Genomic DNA, 19,686 nt, shown 5'->3' with positions numbered 1-19,686 from the left:
GTGTGCACCTACTGAAGTGTTATGCGGGGATCGACAACCTTAAGCAAGATGTCGGCGATAAGATTACCCATAATGAGCATGACTCCACCAAGCATTATTGATGCCATAACGAGATTCATGTCTTTGGTTAGCACAGCCTCAAGCGTCAGTCGCCCGAGTCCTGGGTAGGCAAGCACGGTTTCTGTTAGCGCTGCTCCGCTTAACAGTGCGGCAAATTCAAAACCGAGCAAAGTAATAAGTGGATTTATGGCATTGCGCACAGCATGATGATAGATAACGGAATTTTCCGGTAGTCCCTTGGCGCGAGCTGTGCGCACATATTCTGCGCGCAGCACATCGAGCAAATTAGCGCGCATTTGTCTTTGAATGCCGGCTAGTCCGACAAAAGTCAAAACAGTCACAGGGATTATCAAATGCTGTGCCATATCCAGTGCCTGTCCTAGCGCGTCGCGCTCAAAGAAGTCAGGACTGGTTAAGCCACCAATAGGCAGCACTCGTGTTGCTAACGCAAACATGAGGAGTAAAAGAGCCATAAGAAATGTAGGCATGGACATGCCTGTAGTGCTTATCATGCTGCACAACTTATCCTGCCATCGCCCTCGGTGAACTGCTGCCCATACTCCAAGTGGAACGGCAATCAGCCAGGTGAAGAAAATTGTTAGCACGCCAAGTAAAAGTGTGTTGCCTGCTCTTTGCATGAGAAGAACAAAAACCGAACTTCCAGACGTGGAAACTCCCAGATCGCCTCTCAGTAGATTACTCAACCAAATTCCATATTGAATAACTGGAGGCTTGTTCAATCCCAGTCTTTCTTCTTCAGCTTTAATGGCAGCTGCCGAAATTGCCGGATTGGCGCGAAGTGTCGCCAGCGGATCAATTGGAGCTAGTTTCAACATCGTGAAACTCATTACCGAGATAATGAAAAGAAGTGGTAGCGCTTGCAGAATTCTTTTGAGAATATATACGGGAACGGACATCGTTAGTTGGCTCCCTTTGGCTGATTGCTATAGAAATATATTTCTTCCAGGTTGTGCATGGAACCCAGAGGCGTGTAGTTAATTCCCAGTGGTAGTGGCTTGTAGTTGCCGACAGAGTTTTTGATTGAAGTTAAAAGTAGTGGCGTATACAAATATATGAATGGCTGCTGTTCGTAAACAATTGCTTGGTATTCGTTGCAATATTCATGTCTTTTGGTTTCATCAAATGTTGTGGCCATCTTATCGAAAAGCTCATCTATTTTTGCCTCCCAGTCTCTTCTATCAGGGACGATAACTTTTCCAGTGCTGTCTGGCTTGCGTTGGTCAAACATGTGTAGGCGACCATCAGATTTCCAGACGTTGGCTCCATCGTAGGGCTCGATGCGTGGACCTGTTAGCCCCATTACGATGGCTTCCCAGTCTAATGAGTGGTCGGCTTTACTTATGAGGATATTGAAATCAATTGGTTGATAGTTGACCTTGATGCCGAGCTTCTTCAATTCGTCCATGATTATGATGCAGACTGCATCGCGAATAATGTTGCCTGAATTCGTTAGAAGTGAAAACTCGACCTTGTGTCCATCGGCGTCATAAAGTCCGTCTGCTTTTTTGACAAAACCGCCTTGTTTGAGCAAATTAGCTGCTAAATCTAAGTCTTGTGGGTATTGTTTGAGATCTTTATTGAGAAATGGTGATGCTTCAGATTCGGCAGTATATAGAGGGAGTCCTACTCCGCGCAGTACGTTGTTAACTATGCGCTGGCGGTTCAATGCATGACTGACTGCTTGACGGAAATTGAGATTGTTGAACCATTTTTGTTTTATAGGATCGACATAGTATTTTCCTGATTCCGGATCTTTTCTTCTGTTCATATTGAACATGATGAACATCGTGCCGTCATCAGGACCTAAACCATGCATTGTAAAATTGCCGGTTTTCTCACGCTGTTTCATCAATGCTGCATCTGGACCTTTGACGGAGCGAATATCCAGCAAATCTAGTTCGCCTGCGTAGAATTTCAATATTTGCGTATTTTGATCAGGTACAATCGCATAGACGAATTTATCCAGATAGGGGAGTCTTGTCCCTTCTTTGTCGACCATGCCATATTTTTCGTTGCGTAAGAATTCTGCCCTTTGACCAGGCACATAACGCAGTAGTTTGAAACGTCCACTAGTAACTAGTGTTTTGGGATCACAGTTAACATCCCAGAAGGACTGAAACTCTTTCATGTTTTTCTTGGTGATTGGCTCGACAATGTGCTTGGGACCAATTGGTACACCGGACAAGCTATTTAAGAACGGCACGAATGGAACATCGGTGTGGATCTTGACTGTCAGGTCATCTACTTTGGTAGTTGTGGGAAACTTTCCGTAAACAGACAGGACATCTCGTCTGCTGCTGTTACCAAAGCCTTTGCCGATTAGTGTATTCATCGTAAAGACAACATCATCGGCGGTTATTGGTTTGCCGTCGGACCAAGTAAGTCCTTTGCGTAAGGTAATCACATAGTCTTTTTTATCAGGACTTATCTCGATTGATTTTGCTAGTCGACCGTAAGGCTTTCCTGTCCAGGCATCGGTGTCAACCAAATGCTCAAACATGAGATAGCCTATTCCGTCACTTTCTACATCGGCTGCAGCCCAAGGATTAAAGGTCTTGGGTCCGGAACCGAATGTAGATACTGTAAAAGTACCGCCGCGTTTTCCCGTTTCGCCACGCGACTGCCATAGCTCTTCGCCATCTGAATTTGTGACCAATTTAAACGGACCTGGGTCCGGATATTTTGATTCCAATGCCAGAGATTTGGAACTGGACGACGATGAAACTTCCTTTTTGCCTGCGGTTGAGCAAGCAGTTAGAAGCATCGCTGAGGCGCAACTTAAAGCGAGGATATTTCTCACTTCTTATAGATTTCCTCAAGGTTGTGCAAACCATCGCTTGTCTGCGTAAGTGGTGTTGGATCGTAGTTGCCTAGAGTATTGCGGGCGGCCATTATATTCATCGGGCTAACCAAATAAATAAACGGCGCTTCTTCGTAAACGACCTTTTGTGCTTCCTGGTAATACTCTTTGCGTTTTGCCTTGTCCATGGTGGTGGCGCCCAAGCTATAAAGCTCGTCAATGCGTTTCTCCCATGGGCGGGCATCGGTTACGGTCACTTTGCCTTTCTCGTCTGCTTTACGCAAATCAAATAAATGTAAACGACCGTCCGATTTCCAGACATTGCCGCCATTGTTTGGCTCAAGAGGATCGCCACCGCCGAAGCCTAGCATGCAGGCATCCCAGTCAAGCGAGCTTTCAACGCGATCGCCAAGCGTATGGAAGTTGATCAGTTGCAGGTTAACCTTCATGCCTAATTTTTTGAGGTCGTCTGCGATCATCGCGCCAACTGCTTCGTTGTAACTGCTGCCGGAACCGGCAATCAGGGTAAATTCAACTTTGTGACCGGTGGAATCATAGAGAAAACCATCATCATGTTTTTTGAATCCGGATTTTTCAAGCAATGATTTGGAATAATCCAAGTCGACTGGAAAGCCTTTTAAGTTGTTGTTAAAAAACAAACTTGCCGACGATTCAGATGTATATAAAGGAAAACCGACACCCTTCAAGTAATTAGCCACCATGTTTTGACGATTGAGTGCATGGTTAACTGCCTGGCGGAAATTTGTATCGTTGAACCAGGCAGACTTGTAGGTAGGAACATAAGGCTTGTTTGTCTTGGGGTTATTCCGGCGATTCATGTTGAACATAATGAACGATGTTGCCAGATCCGGACCAAGGTTGTAGAGCTTGAAATTCTCCTCGTTCTGCTTGGGAATGAGATCGACAACGTCGCGCGGACGGATATGTGTTAGATCAAGCTCCTTGGCACGAAACTTAAGTAGTGTCGTGTTGGGATCAGGGATAATTAGATACGTTAGTTTGGAAATATATGGAAGTCTTTTGCCATCCCTGACCATTGGGTAATTTTTTGTGGGGACAAATTCTACACGCTGAGATGGTACGTAGCGAGATAAAACATATGGACCGTTGGTGACCAATGTTTTTGGATCGACATTGGTCGACCAGAATCTTTGAAAAGCGGCTCTACCATCTTTTCCCTTGATAATTGGTTCAAAAATATGTTTTGGCGCGATTGCCATACCCAGCAATCGTTCAAAAGGAGCAAAAGGTTTTGGTGTTACGTACTTGTTGGTCAATTCGTCAACAACGGTAACAACCGGCGATTTTCCGTCGATGGATGTTATGTCGCGCAAAGAGCTGTTGCCGTACCCTTGAGCAATAATGGTGTTCCAAGTAAAGGCAACGTCTTCGGATGTAATCGGTTTGCCATCCGACCATTTAAGTCCCTTGCGTAGTTTTGTTGTGTAAGTGAGACCATCCGGTTCCATCTTGACCTCGGCGGCCAATCCTGGAACGACTGCTCCTGAGTAGCCATCCATATCAAGCATCGATGAAAACATTAAACCGGCTAATTGCGACGAATCGACATCAGATGCTACCCATGGGTTAAAGGTTTTGGGATCGTGTCCGACAAGTGGTCTTATTAGGGAGCCACCAAATTTACCTACGGGAAAACGACCTTCGCGAATTTCCGCATCTTCAAACATCACAGTTTTGTACGGTCCGGGAGATTGTGGATTGACAAGCGGTAAGGCGCTGTTGCTTTGACCTTGTCCAGATGGCTGTACAGAACTTGATGCATGATCACTTTTTTGTTGCGCGCATCCGGTTGTCACCAAAAGCGATACCAGTGAGATCAACAAAGTGTTGCGTGATTTGCTCATGCGCCCTCCATAGCGGTAAGTTATCCGTATTCGTTCAATTCTATAGAGCTTACTCTCAATTATCGATATCTTGGCAGGACAATTTAAGTAGACATTTTGATCTGGCAAGAATAAACTGGCGCTGGTGGCGGGTTTGTAAACTCGCAATGTCTAATAATCGGGAAGAGGAACGACGATGAAGCGTCACATACTGGTGGCATTAATTTCAACAGGTGCAATGTTGAGTTCGTCAACACAGGTTTTTGCCCAGCAAAATGACGCAAATCCCAGTGCGGCACTTCCGTTTATGCAGCTCAATCAGATCTACCAGACAAAAAGCAGATACTTCTTTCCGCAACTGCCACCACCACCGCGTAAGCCGGTAAATTGGGCAGGTGATGCCAACGAGCGGGCCTACAACATGTTTCTGCAGCCGGACTGGGAGCCATTTTCGGCTCCAGGTGTAACCGGTCCGCAGATTCCCGTTTCAACAGATGTCACTCGCGTCAACAAACCAAACGACGATTATGAAAGTCCGGGCGGCTATATTCGGGTAAGTCCGGGAACCTTTTCGCTTTGCACCAGCAGTTGTTATGGTTTAACCGACAGTCAAAAACGCTTTGTCATATTTGCTCTAAGAGGAAGTCTTTATTCCGTTGAGACTTATACGCATTTGACCTTACATAAAGGAAGAATGCTTGTAATCTCCAGCCGGGTGCCTGTTCAAGTTAATGCCGGTGGTGCCAAGGTTCTCGTCGCCTCTGGCGCATCTGCAATTGTAGAAACAGCTGGTGATGGTATCACCAGAGCTTATTGTCTATCAGCTGACAAAACAGCTAAAGCCGCCGGTATGACTGTGTCTATGGTTGGTGGCGCTGACGCTGTTAATGTCCAGCCTGGACAAGAGGTTGGTGTCGCTGCAAATGGTGCATCGGTTGCTCTACTTGAAGCAAGCGATGGTATAGCCAGACGCCCCTTGGTAAGTGATGCCAACGGAAAACTAGCTCCGGAAATGCGCATGTGGGAATTCTCCTTGGCGCAAATGGCTGACTACGATTTGTCTCTTGGTTGCCGGAAGATTAGCCAAGGCAGTGATTATCCAACGACTCTGCTCAAATATACTTACGGCAATATACTTGATTACTCCGCTAAGCAGGCAGAGTTTGCACAGCTCGCGCGAGGCCCGCACAGTGTTCCTGTAAAGACAACTGCAAACAAGACCAAACAAGCAATGAAGTTTGAAAAGGTTGCCAGCAAAATCGGTGACAACCAAGCCTTCAAGGTAATGTCATTCGATAAGTTGCACTATGTAATTACCGATGGGCAAAGCCTACTTAATCAAGACAAGCCAAAAGTAGGTATGCCGTCCTATGAACTCTATAATGGTAAATTGCTCGTCTACGCCAAAAAGCCTCTGAAAGTTAAAGCTGACAACGTAGTCACTACTGTTGAAGGCGGAGCAATGGTTCTTTTCAAAAACGATGACAACAGGCTGAAGATTATTAGCTTGGGCGACATGCACCGAAGATCAGTAAGAGTCACTGCCGGTAAAAACACAATGAGAATTGCTCCGGGGCAGGAACTAATGATTACGGAGAAAATGCCTGATGTTGTTGATGTCTATGATGTGCACAAAGTTGGTCATCGCGGTATCAGCATAAGAAAGGTTGATGCTTTGGGTCATGTTACTGTAAGCGATGTCTCCGTCGGCGATATAGTTGTGCATGAGCCGTTAGTTACTGCTTTCCGTGCATACGCAAATACTCCACAGGAAAAGAAATTGTCCGCACAAATGGAAAAGACAGCAGCGAGTTTGTCCCTTGTCAGATCCAAGGGCGGACTATTCCAGATGGGACATCCTGATGATGAATCGGGCGCTTCAAGACATGTGGCGTCGCGTTGTAATAGTTGCTTAAAATAACGCGCCAGTAAAAGGGCGCAGATTAGTTGTTAGGCTAAGGCGCCCCTACAAATACATCGGATTGAAAGTGCGTTGCACTTACGAAGATACTTCGACTTCAAAGGTGCGTTGCCAGGGAAATGTGAACTTGAGTTCGCCAGGTTCGTATTCCAATGCTTTGGCAAGTTGTTTTGCGTAAGGACGCATTAGCTTTTCCAGCTTATCTGCTGACGCTTGTCCTTTAAGTTGCGGACGAACTTGTGTTTGATAAGCCCAATCATCCATAAGTCTTACAAACAAAGCTTTTTGGGCAAATTCCTCCGTTTGAGCCTCTGAGGCTTTTGCATAATGACGTGCGGCAGCCGTAGCTAATACGGAGCCAATTGTGTTGCCGGATGTGTTCCATGCTCCGTATGCCCAAAGTTTTTTCAATAAATCCGGTCGCTCTAAAAGTTCCGCTATAAGCATCGGGTCGGCGCCATTGGCATAAGCCACGTCGCAGATGACGCAAGGATATTGTGATGTGGCGATGTAATCGAGAGTCTGTTTGACAGAGCGAGCTGTATTTAAGTGCGACTTGTCTGCAAGGTTAGGAAGGGTTATGTGATCGCCTTGCTCATCTTCATTGCCGTGCACAATAACAAAGAAGTCGGCAGCGCCACTGACACGGCTTATTCCGGCTGCATTTAATTGATTAGTCACACTTTCGCCTATTGTCTGACCTTCGTAACGGCTCTTGCAATTGACGACGCCACTTGTACTGAAGCGGACAAGCGCTTTTGGCGGAGTCGGCAATTTGCTTGCAAGAAATCTTGAAATGAGAGTGCAAATAACTTCGTCAGCTCCAGCGTAAGCAAAGATGGAATTTGCTAAGTTTTTTTCCTGGCTAAGTGTTTGCAACTGTTGTTTTTCTGAAACGTTTAATCCGAATTCGCCCGAATCGTCTTGGCTAAATATAAGACTGGAGAACAGTCCTTTCTCCGTCTGCTCCACTAATTGCAAATTAATGGCGTGATTGCGTTTGCGCGTTGCTAGATAATCTTGTCTTATGTCATTGGGAATTTTGCTCTCTAGAAGAGCCACATTTTTTGACGCTTCTTTCTCAAGCTCTGCTTTGTGCAATTCCGAAGACCAGGCAAAAAGCTCCCGACCAAATTCTTTCCAGTAGGTTTTTTCTTCCGTGTTGTCGTAATTGTCTGATATGCGCATGATGCTGGATTGAGCAAGGATAGACAACTTAGTGCCATTGCCCAATTCGATAAGTTTGTTCAGGCGGGCAAGTATTTGATCAAGTGTTTCTTCGCTACGCCGCGAAGTAATTAAGCCGCCGTGCAAAAGCGTGTCGAGGCAAATAATCAATGCTTCCGGTTTTTCGTTCTTGATTGTCGTATCAAGCCATGAATAAATCTCATCAATTTTGGCCGGTTCATTGAGCGATCCAAGAAGCTCGCGCGGCGGCACAAGCGGTTCAATTCCGGCAACCTGAGCTACCAATTGCGGGTAATGATACGTAACCGGGCGATTATCTATGGGAATGAGAGCTAATTTCATATTCGTCTTTCTAGGGCTGTCCTGAATTCAAATTGCTTGGATCAGAAGTCTGTCCCATCGGCACTGCCGGCGCAGTCATAAATTGCAGGCGCTTCTTCTGTCCGGTCTCTGCTTGCACAAGCACGCCGTTAACTACTTCCTGATTCTCTGAAAGCGCAACTGGTGCTGCCAGCAGAACATCGCTAAAGTCAGGCTTAGTCCAAACTGCCGCTTCAAAATAAAGATACTGTCCGACCAAATCACCTTGAATGGGTGTAGTTACAACGAGCTTTGCCGATCCATCATTGTCGATTGTGCCAATTGCTACCACTTTGCGGTCAGCACCAAGACGCAATTTGTGACCGTAAATTGGCGATGCTCCTGTATCTTTGTCGGCCATTGCCAGTGCTACTTGCTGTCCGGGTTTAGCGCGTACGGTAAATTCGGCATTTTTGCCCAACACCATATGATCGGGCAAGTAAACTTTGGCTGATACCAGTCGATCACTCAAGCTTGATACTGAAAGTCGTGAACTTAATTTGCTTATTGCAATCGGTTTTAGTTCCGGCTTTTCAGTCTCTCCAATTGCCCCTGCCATAGGCAACCTCATAGAACCTTCAGGCATTGCTAACTGAACTTCGTCTAAATGCGTGGCATCATTACTGTGCGCAACGGGTGGACCGAATGGTGTTGCCGTTTTGCGCAGGATATCGTCACTGGTGACATCTTGCGCGCTTGCTCCGCTGGCAAGAAGGCTTGCAATCAAACAAGCTAAGCTAAATTTTGTAGCGATTCGGGGGCTTGTCATAATCGTGTATGCTTGGACTTAGGCAAATAGTAGCACTTATAGACCAATGCCGCCGGGGAGTAACGTGAGCCAGACCGCCGATTTCATGCCTAAGAAGATAAACCGGCTGCATTGGCTTGGCGGCTTGGCCCGCTCATGGGTAGTCGATCAAATACCTTTAATAGAAGCCTTTTGGGTTGCCGCCTCTTTGCATGTCTTATTCTTTCCAGTAATTTGGGCATCCGGTTGGATGCTTCCCTGGCCAAAGTCACCAGTCGACGTAACCATAATCGAAATCGATTTGCAGCAATGGATGAAAGACGGCAAGCCCGGCAAAGTCATTCACGTCAGACCGCCAGAGCTGAATAAATGAGATTGGCATTCAGAATCATATAGTTTTTATTGAAATAAACGACGATCGGGGAAACGTTGGTCATCCCTGTCCTTGCAGCTATTTGTACGCGATTGTGCTAACCGTATTTACAGCGGTTTAGTCTACCTCTACACTGTCGCACATTATGTACCAGGGGGCGATTTTCGCGGCGGTGTGATTATTTCTCCAATTGGATACGTTTTGACGCGCCGTCTAGATTCTCAATAATAATTGCTCCAAAACACATTAATTCTTCCCGGATTGGGAAAATAATGTTGACAAAACTTCCCATTTTGGGAATATATAGGGAGCCAAGAGGTGGGAATGAAAGTCATCCATTGGGGGCGTGCCCGGCAATTCTTTCGAAAGCACAGAGCAGCCGAAGCGCCGCTTAAATCATGGAAAACAGCCGTTCAGTCCTTGGAGTGGAAGAACTTTGCAGATGTACGAAAGAGTTTTACAACAGCCGATTGGGTAGAAGGAAAAATCGTATTTGATATCAAAGGAAATGACTTTAGACTGATCGCCATAGCTCAATTTGAAAATGGAAAACTCTATATCCGGCACGTGCTGACACATGAGGAGTACGATAAAGGTAACTGGAAAAGGTAAGTAAGGTAATGCCCGCAACTGCACACGACAAGACATACGAAAAGTTGATCAAGCGCTTTCCTTTGCGCCCGATTCGTAATGACGAGCAAAATGACCTTGCGGCGGAGATTTGTGATAGCCTGACCGATCGCATGGGCGAGCTAAGTCAGTCGGAGCTTGATTATTTGGAAGTGCTTAGCGATTTAATACTGAAGTATGAATCGAAATGGGATAGTGACCTCCCAAAAATGTCTCCTCGAAACCTTATTGAATATCTCATGAATCAAAATGATTTATCACAAAAGGACTTAGTAAGCGAGTTTGGTGCTCCTAGCCGCGTCTGTGAATTTTTGGCGGGCGAAAGACGTCTTAGTCTAGAGCAGGCGAAGCGATTAGCGAAACGTTTTAGAATAGATATCAACAGATTGATAGTCTAAGTCTACATTTTTGTTGGTTCGTTGGCTGGAGAAGCGGTTAGTTTGTTTAAGCGCTCAATTACTTCACCTGCTTGTTTTGTGCGGTGCGTGGCTTCTAAAATTTTGGCGTAGTCGGTGAGGTTACCCTTCAATGCATCCTTGCCCATGTCACCGAATTTTTCATTGATGGCAATGGCACGTAAAAGAGGTGATTCAGCCTTCTCGTATTTGTTGTCATCGATGTAAGCGGCAGCCAAATTGGCAAGGCTTGTTTCAAGAATTGGGTGTTCTGCGCCGAACTTCAATTGATCAGCAATTTGCACGGCGCTTTCTAGAGCCGATTGCGCTTCTGCGTAGTTCTTTTGCTTGATGTAAAAGCGACCGAGTTCATTGAAGCTGGCAGCCAGCAAAGAATCATTTTCAAATGTGCAGGTCTCGGCAATTGAGAGTGATTTTTTTAGGGCTTCTTCGGCTTCTTTCATTTTGCCTTGCTTTTCCAAAAGCATGGCTTTAGTGCGCAGAATGTGCACATTGACGCCCTGGTCGCCTATTTTCCTTTCCGTGGACATCGCTGTCGTTGCTTCTGTAATGTATTTTTCTGCATCGGGATATTTGTTTTGATAAATAGCCGAAGCAGCTAAGTTATTCAAGTCGGCGGCAACTGCTACGTTGTCTACTGGTTTGCCTTTGCGGCGAATATCTACGGCACGGATGTAATAGCCATCGGCATCAGCGTAGCGTGAGTTGAGAAAATAAATACCGGAGATGCGTTCGCAAATTTCAGCAATTGATGGGTTGGCAGCTCCATGGGCTTTTTCGGTCATCTGAAGGCAGTGTATGTATTGAGCTTCAGCGTCGGCCAATTTGCCTTCGGCCATTAATGTGTCAGCCAAGCCGTGGATCATCTGTAATTGTGTGTTGTCGCCAATTCCTGCTGATTGGGCTCTGCCTATTGCATCTCTAAAGCTCTTTTCGGCACTTCTAAAATCGCCCATGCTGTATTGAGTTTGAGCATCTTTAAAAACGCTTTGCCAGGTTGGTGCAGCAAGCATTGGCTGGACAGACAGGGCTAGGGTGAAAGCTAAGGCTATTACAACTGGTGATTTCATGAGATGTCCTTATTTGTGGAAGGTGATTCGGGCGCATGCAATGCGCCCCTACGAAATTATGTAAATGGTTTCATTTCGATGAACAAAGTTTTTCTACCATTAGATACATACGACGAATACCATTGCTGAATTCGGCAAGCGGTATCCTTTCGTTTATGCCATGAACGGTACCAATTTGCTTTTCATTTATTTGAAATGGCAAAAAGCCGTATGACGTGATTCCTAAATCTCTAAACCAATGACTGTCAGTAAACCAGGGGATAATTACCGGTACAACAGGCACTCCAGGCGCTTCTTTGGCAGCTACTGCCTTAATTGTCTCAATGCATTCCGTGTTGAATGGGGACGGCTCAGCCTTAATCCAATCAAGTTTGGTTACTTCGACTTGAGGATCATTGATGATTGATTTTATCTCGGTCACAAAGTTATCCGGATTTATTGAAGGCAATAAGCGGCAATCTAATTCTGCAGTTGCTTCCGATGGAATTACATTTGTCTTGTAGCCGGCTTTAATTATGGTCAATGAAAATGTATTTTGCAGCATGGCAGCTTTCATGCTGTCTTTCTGCAATGTCTTTAGTGTCTCCGGGTTTTTCACTGCAGCATCGATGTCGGCAAATGCTGTTTTCAATTGTCCTTTTTCAGCAACGCTAATTGATTTGAAGTATTCGCGCACTTCAGGCAAAACAATTGGTTTCATTGGCGAATCAACAAGCTTCTGCAAAGCACGCGCTAATTTATTTGGTGCTGAATTGGCAATAGGCATGGAAGCGTGTCCGGCAGCGCCTTTTGCAGTTAGCTTTAGCCACAGCAAATTCTTTTCGGCAACGTCAATGCCCCAATAACGAGCTTTGCCGTCTTCTGTTGAATCAATGTAGAAGCCTTCCGTCAAAAGGTATTCTGCATCTTTAATTAGTTCTGGATGGTGATCGACAAACCACTTTGCACCCATTGCTCCGCCTTGTTCTTCATCGGCCGTGCCGAGGAAAATTACATCACGGTCGAGTATGCGTCCCGAGCGCTTGAGCAAAAGCATTGTTTCCAATTCGGCAATGCCCATGCCTTTCATATCGAGAGAGCCGCGTCCCCAGAGTTCGTTATCGTGAATCTCTCCTGAAAAAGGGCCATGTTGCCAGTTTTCTGCTTTAGCCGGCACAACATCGATGTGGCTCAAAAGAATTATTGCTTTCTTTTTGCCGTTGCCTTTAAGCCGAGCATAAATACAAGCCCGACCAGGAGCTGATTCGAATACTTGTGGTTCAAAACCGTTAGCCTTTAAAATCGAAGCAAGATAATCAGCACCGGCTTTTTCATTGGCGGCAATGCCTGGTCCATTGCTCGTGTCGATTCTCAAATAGTCGACTAAATATCGCGTAGCTTCCGTGCCTGCTTGTTCAAAAGAAAGGGGCTTCGATACGCCTTTAGCAACAGCATTAGCAGCGACACTAAATGTGGTGCTTCCGGCAACGGCAATAACCAAAGAGCTGAGCCCTAGTTTTTTCCAATTCATGACGTTGCCTCCGCATGGCTGCTGCCAAGTGTATAAATAGATAAGTCCAAGTAGAGTATCAGCTAGCTCAATGCGAAACAAAGTTGAGTATCTTTAATTATTGTGGGAGCGCTGTCGATGCCAGTGCAGTCTAGATTTAATGCCTTGCGATAATGCCTTTCTTGTATGCTAGTTGCGTCGCAAGAGGTGTGGGAATTTTCTCTTGGATGATGCCTAAAAAGGTGTCTGTTGGCAAGTGCCGGATATTCCTCAATTGTCCTTGTAATATCCGCACTTGAATTCTTCCCCTTTGTATCGTCAGGTGAGGATGTTTTGTCGTGAGTAAGAAATCCTGGAAGTTTCCACCTGATATATCTGTTGATGCATCTTTGATTGAGGCGGCTTTTGGCTCGGAGCTTTTAGCAAAGCTCTTGGTAAGGCGTGGGCTTAAAACCGCAGAGACAGCGAAAACATTTCTTGATGCCGCAAAATACACGGCAACCAGTCCATTTGAATTGCCTAACATTGAACGTGCCTTGGAGCGCATAGAAAAAGCTATCGACGGACAAGAAAAGATAACCGTCTATGGCGACTATGATGTAGATGGCGTCACTGCTACATCAGTGCTTCTAACAGTCTTGAAAGATCTCGGCGCGCAAGTTGATTTCTATATCCCGCATCGCACCAATGAAGGCTATGGACTCAATCTAAAAGCAGTCAGCATTCTTGCCAGTAAGAATCGCACTAAGCTCATTATCACTTGTGACTGTGGCGTATCGAACTTTGCCGAAATAAACTTTGCCAAATCACTAGGTGTGGACACAGTTGTTGTTGATCACCATACAATGCCTGAGCTTTTGCCTCCGGCTTCAGCAACAATTCATCCGAAACTTCTGCGCGAAGAGCACCCGTTGTACAACCTTCCCGGTGTGGGCGCGGCTTACAAATTATGCGAAGCACTGCTCATTAAAAAAGGCATGCCGGAAAAAGCTGATGAACTGCTTGATTATGTAACCTTGGGCATGATTGCGGATTTGGTGCCATTGATTGACGAGAATCGTTATCTGGTGCAAATAGGCTTGCCTAAATTGGTTGCTTCCAAACGTCCCGGCATAAAAGCGCTTTTGTCTCAGTCAAAGGGCAGCGGCACGGACATTGTCGGCTTTGGTATTGCCCCGCGCATTAACGCAGTAGGTCGTTTAGCTGACGCCAATTTGGCTGTGGAATTGATGACGACTGCCGACGAAGCTAAAGCCGAAGAGTTAGCCAAGCAACTTGAACGTGAAAATGAGCGTCGCCAGGAACTTTGCGAAAAGATCAATTACGCCGCTGACCAAATGGTTGCCTCAACAGTTAATTTGGCAAATGATAGAGCCATAGTCATCTACGACGAAGGCTGGCACCACGGTGTTGTTGGTATTGTTGCTTCGCGTTTAGTCGAAAAGTACAACTGCCCTGTTTTCATTGGTGAATTGCACAAAGAAGACGGTATGGTGAAAGGGTCGGCACGCAGTGTCGACGGAGTCGATCTTTACGCTGTGCTGAAAGAAAACGAGCACCTGCTTCAGAAGTGGGGTGGGCACAAGATGGCCGCAGGCTTCGCCGTAGAAGTAGGTAAAGCTGAAGCGCTTCGCTCAGGAATTACCGAAGCTTGCAATCGCATGCTCAATGGCAAACTGCGCGCAGCCACTCTCGATATTGACGCACAAGTTGCGGCTAAAGATGTAACCATGGATTTGGCTAACCTTGTTGCGAAAATCGCTCCATTTGGCATGGCCAATAAAAAGCCTGTTTTAGTAATGCGTGAACTTACATGCGTTGGAGTGCGCGCGCTGGGTAAAGAAGGCAAGCATAGCCGCTTGATGTTGCGCGATACAAAAGAGTCATTGCCATTTGAAGCTGTAATGTGGAATAGTCGCGGCAGAATTCCTGCCGACGGCCAGCAAATTGATGTTGCTTTCATCCCGGAGATAAACGAGTACAACGGCACCAAGCGTTTGCAACTGGTTTTAGTCGATTGGCGCCCAGTCGGCGAAGCTGATAGCGTCGACGATGATGACAGTTCAACACTTTTGCCGGTATCAACCGTAGTTGATGCTGCTAAGAGATCACAAGTTGCCGCCGTTGCACAACCTGTTGAAGCGAAAACTACAGATAGCGTCAATGCTCAAGCTGATTCGGCTGCAGTGCCTTCAGTGCGGTCTGTGAAATTGAACTTCAAAGATTTACGTGATCATAATTCACCGACAGGATTGGTCGAATCCGCCGCGCGCAAATTGGGTTCGACAGTGGCAATCTTTGGCGAATCTTGCTTGAAAATTCCGGGCATCGACTTTGCTGATAGAACGGCAATTGGTTCGGCAAAGAATTTACTTCTCTGGCAATATCCGCCCAGTCTAAAAGTATTTCGCGATTTAATTGGTTCATCTGTTCGTGAAGTTTATATCGTTGGTGGCGTACCTATTGAGTCTGAAGACACCAAAGCTTTTCTCAAGAAGCTTTTGGGCTTCGTGCGCTTTGCTGTAAACAAAATGGAAGGCAAAGTGCCGGGTGAAAAGCTGGCTGTCGCCTTAGGCACAACCAAAATGTGCGTTGCCTTGGGATTGACGATGCTCAATAAGATGGGCGTCCTTGAATGGTTTGCCGAAGATGGCGTTATCTATCTGGATATCACCGGTGAGCCGGAAGAAAAGCCGGAAAATATTGCGGAGTTTCGCCATTTAGCTAGTTCTCTAAAGGAAGTCTACGAATTTAGAAACTGGCTGAAGGACAGCGAATTTAAAGAGATTCAACAAGCGCTTGCGCTAAACAAAGTAGAACTACACAAAGAAAATGCGAGGAGGACCGATGACTTCGGGCACTATGATCAACCAGAACAAAGTAGATTGGCTCAAGAGCAAAATTCGTGACATTCCGGATTTCCCCAAAAAGGGAATTATCTTCAAGGATCTGACGACACTGCTCAATGATCACGAGGCTTTCAATTTTGTCGTTGAAGCGTTGACGGAAAATGCACGTGGCTTAAAGCCGGATTATATCGCCGGAATCGAGGCCCGTGGCTTTATTCTGGCTCCGGCTGTAGCACACAAATTGGGCATTGGTTTTATTCCAATTCGTAAACCAGGCAAACTTCCGCACACCGTTGAGAAGATTTCCTATGATTTGGAGTATGGCTCCAACACATTGGAAATACATGTTGACGCTGCTGAAAAAGACAAGCGGGTGCTCATCATTGATGACTTGCTCGCAACCGGCGGCACTGCGCATGCAGCTTGCCAGCTAGTCGAAAAGATTGGCGCAAAAGTAGCAGGCATGAGCTTCTTAGTTGAATTGGATTTCCTCAGCGGTAGAAATAATTTGCCAAAAGGTGTCGAGATATTCTCGATAATTCACTACTAACGGGCGCATGCAATGCGCCCCTACGAGTAGGAGCCGTCGAGATTGCGAATGCTTATCTCGCCGGCATGAAGAGTTAAACGCTCGCCGCTTACAGTTTGAACAATTAAGGCGCCGCTTTCGTCTATATCGAGAGCGGTGCCTGTTTTATTACCGGCGGCAGAAATGACTTGCACCTCTTTGCCCAGCGTCACCGAGTGCGTCCGCCAAGCATCCAAGATTTGTGACTTGTTTCCGTCCGAAATAATGTTGGAGACTTCCTCTAAATTTTGCGCCAATTCCGCAATTAAGTGATTTGGATCAACAGGTGATCCGGTAATGTTAGTCAGCCACTCTATGTGATTTATAAGTTCTTCAGGAATGTCCTTTTTTTGCAATTCAAGATTGACGCCAATGCCTAAAATTAGAGCCGGCGAATCGGAACTTATAAGTTCAGCCAATATGCCGCCGAGCTTTTTTTGTCCGACAACCAAATCATTAACCCATTTAAGTCCGACTTCCACTCCGGTAACACTCAAAATTGCGCGACTGGCGGCTACTCCCAGGGCTAACGTGTAGAGCGGAATATCCTCTTTGGCGCACGTTGGTCTAAGTAGAAAACTAGCGTAAATGCCTGCATCTTGCGGCGATTGCCAGATTTTTCCTTGCCGCCCGCGACCGGCCGTTTGTTTGCGGGCAAGCACAATAGTGCCTGAAGGCGCATTGTCTTTCGCCAGCTGTGTAGCGCGAGTATTGGTTGAGTCGATTTCCGGCCAAAGTTCATTAGCTTTGGACCGTCCGACAATGCTTGTCGTAAGGTAAGACTCTATTTTGCTTAGATCAAGCTTGATAGTTGACAATTGGTTGTTTCCAAAATGCTTGTAGAATACAAGGCGTCGCAGAAAAGCCAAGTGAACAAAGACGAGTAAAAATGAAATACCTGACTTCAGCAGTTATGATAGCGCTTGTCACTGCAAGCGTCACCAGTTGTACATTTAACGATTCTCAAGAGCGCCAATGGCTTGAATGCCAGGCGCGGCTTTGCCAGTCGCTTGATGGAGGTCATGTAGAAAAAGCCGAGGGTCTTCTTGAAGAAGAGTTGAAGCGAATTGAAAATTCCTCCTCAGGATCACATGAGCAGTATCTGGAAAGCCGGTGTTTGTCAGCTTTAGGGAAGCTATATCGCTATGACGGCAAGGCGGACAAGGCGATTTTCCCTCTAACTACTTTATTGGAAATCAAAGAAACAATTGATAAGAAGCGTCATTTGAAATTAGCGCACGTTCTAATTGAAATTGCCGATTGCTATATCGATCAAAAGAAATACAAAGAAGCAATTGATTATCTATTGCGCGCTGCTGTCATGCAACAGAGCATGTCGCCTGACACAACCATTAATTGTCTGCGCAAATTGGCTCGCGCGTATGAATCACTCAACAATAAAGAACAAGCGCAACTCTTCTATCAATTGGCAATTGATGCTGATGCCGGTCAGCAGAGTATTCCTGAAGACAAAAGAACGGATCTAGTGCTTTTTGATCAGGCTAATTTGATGTGGGACTACTCCTCGTTTTTGGCGCGGCAAAACAAACAAACACAGTCTGATGCGTTAGAAGCAAGAGCTGATCACATTTTCAAGATTTTGGTTGATCGTTCCGCCAAGGTTGGACCAGACGACAAATATGTCCTTGGATTTAAACCCGATTCGGACGCGGCCAAAGTTGCTAATTTAGTCAATGTGCTAGTCGACAAAGGTAAATATGCCGATGCTGAAGCATTGCTTGATAGGTTCTATGACATAAGCGTTGATCTGGCAGGCTTTGCTGATGAAAACAGCAACGGACAGTTCATTATTGCCTTGCACAGAGTCTGGTGCGGTAAAAAGGGTTCGATCGAGCGGACTGTATCTAGTGTTGTCGACGAAGACACTTTGGCTCTGGTAACAAAAACAGAACCGGCAAAAGTAGACAATGAAGCATTGCTGTCTCAGGCGCAAATTGATTTTAAAGCCGGACGGATAGATGACGCCCAAGCAAAAGCTGCGACAGCTGTTTTGCAAAATTACAATTCACGTGACGGTGTGAAATTGCTGGCAGAAATCGCTCAAAGCAAGAAACGCCTGCAGGAAGAACATGAATTGAGGTTGCGTTTGAAACAGCTAGGTGGCTGAAAACGGAAGAAATTAGCTAACCGGTTGAGTGCTCTTCAAGTCGGTAATTATTTCTTTTGGTCCAGTCAGAAGTTTGTGAATCTGACACTTGTCGGCAATTGCTTTCAAGCTGTCCAGCTGTTCGCCCGTGAGGTTGCCGGACACTTCAATATTGCGGACGATTTTTGGGATTTTGACTCCCGGATTATTTGGATCGTCAATCTTCTCTTCTGTCAGTTTGACCGAGACGGATTTGAGATCCCAGCCGCGGCGCTCTGCAAACATTTGCACAGTGACGGAAGTGCATGAACCTAGTGCGCCTAAAAGCAATTCATGCGGACCAGGAGCCGTATCTTGCCCGCCGGATTCAACGGTGATGTCTGATTGGAATGTATGTTTGCCAACTTTGATTTCTTGTTGGTATTTTTGCGCTTTGCTTGTGACTACAACTTCAGCCATTTACGTTTCCTCCAGGCACGAGCGTGCCAGTTCTGGGACCGATCAAGGCAATCTTAACCGGTCTTTTAGCCAATAGTAGTTTTGTCAAGAAAAGCTTAAGGACGACCAACACCAAGCCCATCGGCAACCCTGTTTATGTAGTTAAACCAGGAAGCAATGAGGTTGATTTGTAATATAGCTGTGTCATCAAAGCCAAAGTTTCTCAGCTTCTCGACATCCTCGCGCTGAATTTTGGCCGGGCTCAAGGTAATCTTTTCGACGTACTCGAGCATGGCGCGATCTTCTTTGGAGAGATCAGCGGTTTTGTAGTCTTTCTTGATTGCGTTTGATAGCGACTCATCCAGAGTCACTCGACGTAGAAATTCTACGTGCGACTCTATTCAATAATGACAGGCATTAAGAGATGAAACCGTTGATGCAATCATCTCGTGTTGCTTACGGCTAAGTGGCAAATCCGGCGATAAGAGAGTACCGAATGTAGCAAACGTGTGATACAGAGTATTCGGCAAGAGGCTGTGCGCCATGATAATTGCCGGTCCCGCATCTTGTTGTTCGTGAGTCATCAAGCTTTCGACAGGGGTCATGTATTCCGGAGGATACATTTTCATCTGTCCTTCAATTGCTTGTCCCAGCTCAGGCGTTGCCTCAGTCATGGGGATGGTCTTAATCCAGGTCATCGTTCTGAATTCCTCGTGAAATACCGCCAAAAATTGCCTTTGGCAGTGGCTCAATTCTAACTGCTTGAAAATGCTAAGACGCCGA

The 19,686-nt window shown here is 45.9% G+C and carries 18 protein-coding genes; 7 read left to right on the top strand and 11 right to left on the bottom strand.

The window, feature by feature from the left end; genetic code table 11:
• Positions 1 to 8: 8 nt before the first annotated feature.
• The 3 genes from K2Y22_04600 to K2Y22_04590 are packed head-to-tail and all read right to left on the bottom strand — an operon-like array spanning position 9 to position 4,767.
• Positions 9 to 977 (bottom strand): ABC transporter permease, encoded by a 969-nt coding sequence (locus K2Y22_04600; protein MBX9877717.1) that lies wholly within the window; start codon positions 975 to 977, stop codon positions 9 to 11.
• Between the two features lie 2 nt (positions 978 to 979).
• Positions 980 to 2,881 (bottom strand): ABC transporter substrate-binding protein, encoded by a 1,902-nt coding sequence (locus tag K2Y22_04595; GenBank protein MBX9877716.1) that lies wholly within the window; start codon positions 2,879 to 2,881, stop codon positions 980 to 982.
• The gene (locus tag K2Y22_04590; protein ID MBX9877715.1) at positions 2,878 to 4,767 is read right to left on the bottom strand and encodes an ABC transporter substrate-binding protein; all 1,890 of its coding nucleotides are present in this window, start codon (positions 4,765 to 4,767) and stop codon (positions 2,878 to 2,880) included. The genes K2Y22_04595 and K2Y22_04590 overlap by 4 nt, the downstream gene beginning before the upstream one ends.
• Positions 4,768 to 4,942: 175 nt before the next feature.
• Here K2Y22_04590 and K2Y22_04585 point away from each other — a divergent pair, with 175 nt between their 5' ends.
• Positions 4,943 to 6,667 carry a YgdI/YgdR family lipoprotein gene (locus K2Y22_04585; protein ID MBX9877714.1) on the top strand — a complete coding sequence of 575 codons (1,725 nt, stop codon included), beginning with the start codon at positions 4,943 to 4,945 and terminating at the stop codon, positions 6,665 to 6,667.
• Between the two features lie 78 nt (positions 6,668 to 6,745).
• Here K2Y22_04585 and K2Y22_04580 read toward each other — a convergent pair whose 3' ends face one another.
• Together K2Y22_04580 and K2Y22_04575 are read right to left on the bottom strand one after the other, a co-directional pair.
• A complete protein-coding gene (locus K2Y22_04580) occupies positions 6,746 to 8,197 on the bottom strand; it encodes a DUF4127 family protein (protein ID MBX9877713.1) in 1,452 nt (483 codons plus the stop codon).
• A 10-nt stretch (positions 8,198 to 8,207) separates the two neighbouring features.
• Complete coding sequence (locus K2Y22_04575; protein ID MBX9877712.1) at positions 8,208 to 8,984, bottom strand: hypothetical protein; 777 nt, start codon at positions 8,982 to 8,984, stop codon at positions 8,208 to 8,210.
• 64 nt (positions 8,985 to 9,048) lie between these two features.
• On the opposite strand from K2Y22_04575, the gene K2Y22_04570 reads away from it, so the two are divergent.
• The 3 genes from K2Y22_04570 to K2Y22_04560 all read left to right on the top strand — a co-directional run bounded on the left by K2Y22_04570 (position 9,049) and on the right by K2Y22_04560 (position 10,364).
• The gene (locus K2Y22_04570; GenBank protein ID MBX9877711.1) at positions 9,049 to 9,336 is read left to right on the top strand and encodes a hypothetical protein; all 288 of its coding nucleotides are present in this window, start codon (positions 9,049 to 9,051) and stop codon (positions 9,334 to 9,336) included.
• A 324-nt stretch (positions 9,337 to 9,660) separates the two neighbouring features.
• Positions 9,661 to 9,948: a type II toxin-antitoxin system HigB family toxin gene (locus K2Y22_04565; GenBank protein ID MBX9877710.1), complete on the top strand. Its 288-nt coding sequence runs from the start codon at positions 9,661 to 9,663 to the stop codon at positions 9,946 to 9,948.
• An 8-nt stretch (positions 9,949 to 9,956) separates the two neighbouring features.
• Positions 9,957 to 10,364 (top strand): hypothetical protein, encoded by a 408-nt coding sequence (locus tag K2Y22_04560; protein MBX9877709.1) that lies wholly within the window; start codon positions 9,957 to 9,959, stop codon positions 10,362 to 10,364.
• A 2-nt stretch (positions 10,365 to 10,366) separates the two neighbouring features.
• Here K2Y22_04560 and K2Y22_04555 read toward each other — a convergent pair whose 3' ends face one another.
• Both K2Y22_04555 and K2Y22_04550 read right to left on the bottom strand, forming a co-directional pair.
• Positions 10,367 to 11,452, bottom strand: a complete 1,086-nt coding sequence (locus K2Y22_04555) for a tetratricopeptide repeat protein (GenBank protein ID MBX9877708.1) — start codon at positions 11,450 to 11,452, stop codon at positions 10,367 to 10,369.
• 70 nt (positions 11,453 to 11,522) lie between these two features.
• Positions 11,523 to 12,962, bottom strand: a complete 1,440-nt coding sequence (locus K2Y22_04550) for a M20/M25/M40 family metallo-hydrolase (GenBank protein ID MBX9877707.1) — start codon at positions 12,960 to 12,962, stop codon at positions 11,523 to 11,525.
• Positions 12,963 to 13,279: 317 nt separating this feature from the next.
• Here K2Y22_04550 and recJ point away from each other — a divergent pair, with 317 nt between their 5' ends.
• Together recJ and K2Y22_04540 are read left to right on the top strand one after the other, a co-directional pair.
• On the top strand, positions 13,280 to 15,850 hold the full coding sequence (gene recJ, locus K2Y22_04545; protein ID MBX9877706.1) for a single-stranded-DNA-specific exonuclease RecJ: 2,571 nt from the start codon (positions 13,280 to 13,282) through the stop codon (positions 15,848 to 15,850).
• Entirely contained in the window at positions 15,789 to 16,340 is a 552-nt protein-coding gene (locus K2Y22_04540; protein ID MBX9877705.1) for an adenine phosphoribosyltransferase, read from the top strand. The genes recJ and K2Y22_04540 overlap by 62 nt, the downstream gene beginning before the upstream one ends.
• Before the next feature lie 20 nt (positions 16,341 to 16,360).
• On the opposite strand, the gene K2Y22_04535 is transcribed toward K2Y22_04540, so the two are convergent.
• Positions 16,361 to 17,176 carry a biotin--[acetyl-CoA-carboxylase] ligase gene (locus K2Y22_04535; protein MBX9877704.1) on the bottom strand — a complete coding sequence of 272 codons (816 nt, stop codon included), beginning with the start codon at positions 17,174 to 17,176 and terminating at the stop codon, positions 16,361 to 16,363.
• Positions 17,177 to 17,247: 71 nt separating this feature from the next.
• Between K2Y22_04535 and K2Y22_04530 the strand changes: the two genes are divergently transcribed.
• Positions 17,248 to 18,486: a tetratricopeptide repeat protein gene (locus K2Y22_04530; protein MBX9877703.1), complete on the top strand. Its 1,239-nt coding sequence runs from the start codon at positions 17,248 to 17,250 to the stop codon at positions 18,484 to 18,486.
• Between the two features lie 12 nt (positions 18,487 to 18,498).
• Here the strand turns inward: K2Y22_04530 and K2Y22_04525 are convergent, their stop codons facing one another.
• The 3 genes from K2Y22_04525 to K2Y22_04515 form a co-directional block, all read right to left on the bottom strand.
• Positions 18,499 to 18,924 carry an OsmC family protein gene (locus tag K2Y22_04525; GenBank protein MBX9877702.1) on the bottom strand — a complete coding sequence of 142 codons (426 nt, stop codon included), beginning with the start codon at positions 18,922 to 18,924 and terminating at the stop codon, positions 18,499 to 18,501.
• 95 nt (positions 18,925 to 19,019) lie between these two features.
• The gene (locus K2Y22_04520) at positions 19,020 to 19,274 is read right to left on the bottom strand and encodes a hypothetical protein (GenBank protein ID MBX9877701.1); all 255 of its coding nucleotides are present in this window, start codon (positions 19,272 to 19,274) and stop codon (positions 19,020 to 19,022) included.
• A gap of 30 nt (positions 19,275 to 19,304) precedes the next feature.
• Entirely contained in the window at positions 19,305 to 19,601 is a 297-nt protein-coding gene (locus tag K2Y22_04515; GenBank protein ID MBX9877700.1) for a hypothetical protein, read from the bottom strand.
• Positions 19,602 to 19,686: the final 85 nt, after the last annotated feature.

It is taken from the genome of Candidatus Obscuribacterales bacterium (assembly GCA_019744775.1).
GTDB lineage: Bacteria > Cyanobacteriota > Vampirovibrionia > Obscuribacterales > Obscuribacteraceae > SBAT01.
The sequence above is the reverse complement of the archived record's forward strand: the minus strand, read 5'-3'. Positions and strand labels throughout refer to the sequence as shown.

Coding starts and splice junctions, on each gene's coding strand:
- K2Y22_04555 (MBX9877708.1), bottom strand. CDS start 11,452: ATGAAATCACCAGTTGTAATAGCCTTAGCTTTCACCCTAGCCCTGTCT.
- K2Y22_04560 (MBX9877709.1), top strand. CDS start 9,957: ATGCCCGCAACTGCACACGACAAGACATACGAAAAGTTGATCAAGCGC.
- K2Y22_04550 (MBX9877707.1), bottom strand. CDS start 12,962: ATGAATTGGAAAAAACTAGGGCTCAGCTCTTTGGTTATTGCCGTTGCC.
- K2Y22_04600 (MBX9877717.1), bottom strand. CDS start 977: ATGTCCGTTCCCGTATATATTCTCAAAAGAATTCTGCAAGCGCTACCA.
- K2Y22_04515 (MBX9877700.1), bottom strand. CDS start 19,601: ATGACCTGGATTAAGACCATCCCCATGACTGAGGCAACGCCTGAGCTG.
- K2Y22_04585 (MBX9877714.1), top strand. CDS start 4,943: ATGAAGCGTCACATACTGGTGGCATTAATTTCAACAGGTGCAATGTTG.
- K2Y22_04540 (MBX9877705.1), top strand. CDS start 15,789: ATGACTTCGGGCACTATGATCAACCAGAACAAAGTAGATTGGCTCAAG.
- K2Y22_04590 (MBX9877715.1), bottom strand. CDS start 4,767: ATGAGCAAATCACGCAACACTTTGTTGATCTCACTGGTATCGCTTTTG.
- K2Y22_04575 (MBX9877712.1), bottom strand. CDS start 8,984: ATGACAAGCCCCCGAATCGCTACAAAATTTAGCTTAGCTTGTTTGATT.
- K2Y22_04525 (MBX9877702.1), bottom strand. CDS start 18,924: ATGGCTGAAGTTGTAGTCACAAGCAAAGCGCAAAAATACCAACAAGAA.
- K2Y22_04530 (MBX9877703.1), top strand. CDS start 17,248: ATGAAATACCTGACTTCAGCAGTTATGATAGCGCTTGTCACTGCAAGC.
- K2Y22_04565 (MBX9877710.1), top strand. CDS start 9,661: ATGAAAGTCATCCATTGGGGGCGTGCCCGGCAATTCTTTCGAAAGCAC.
- K2Y22_04580 (MBX9877713.1), bottom strand. CDS start 8,197: ATGAAATTAGCTCTCATTCCCATAGATAATCGCCCGGTTACGTATCAT.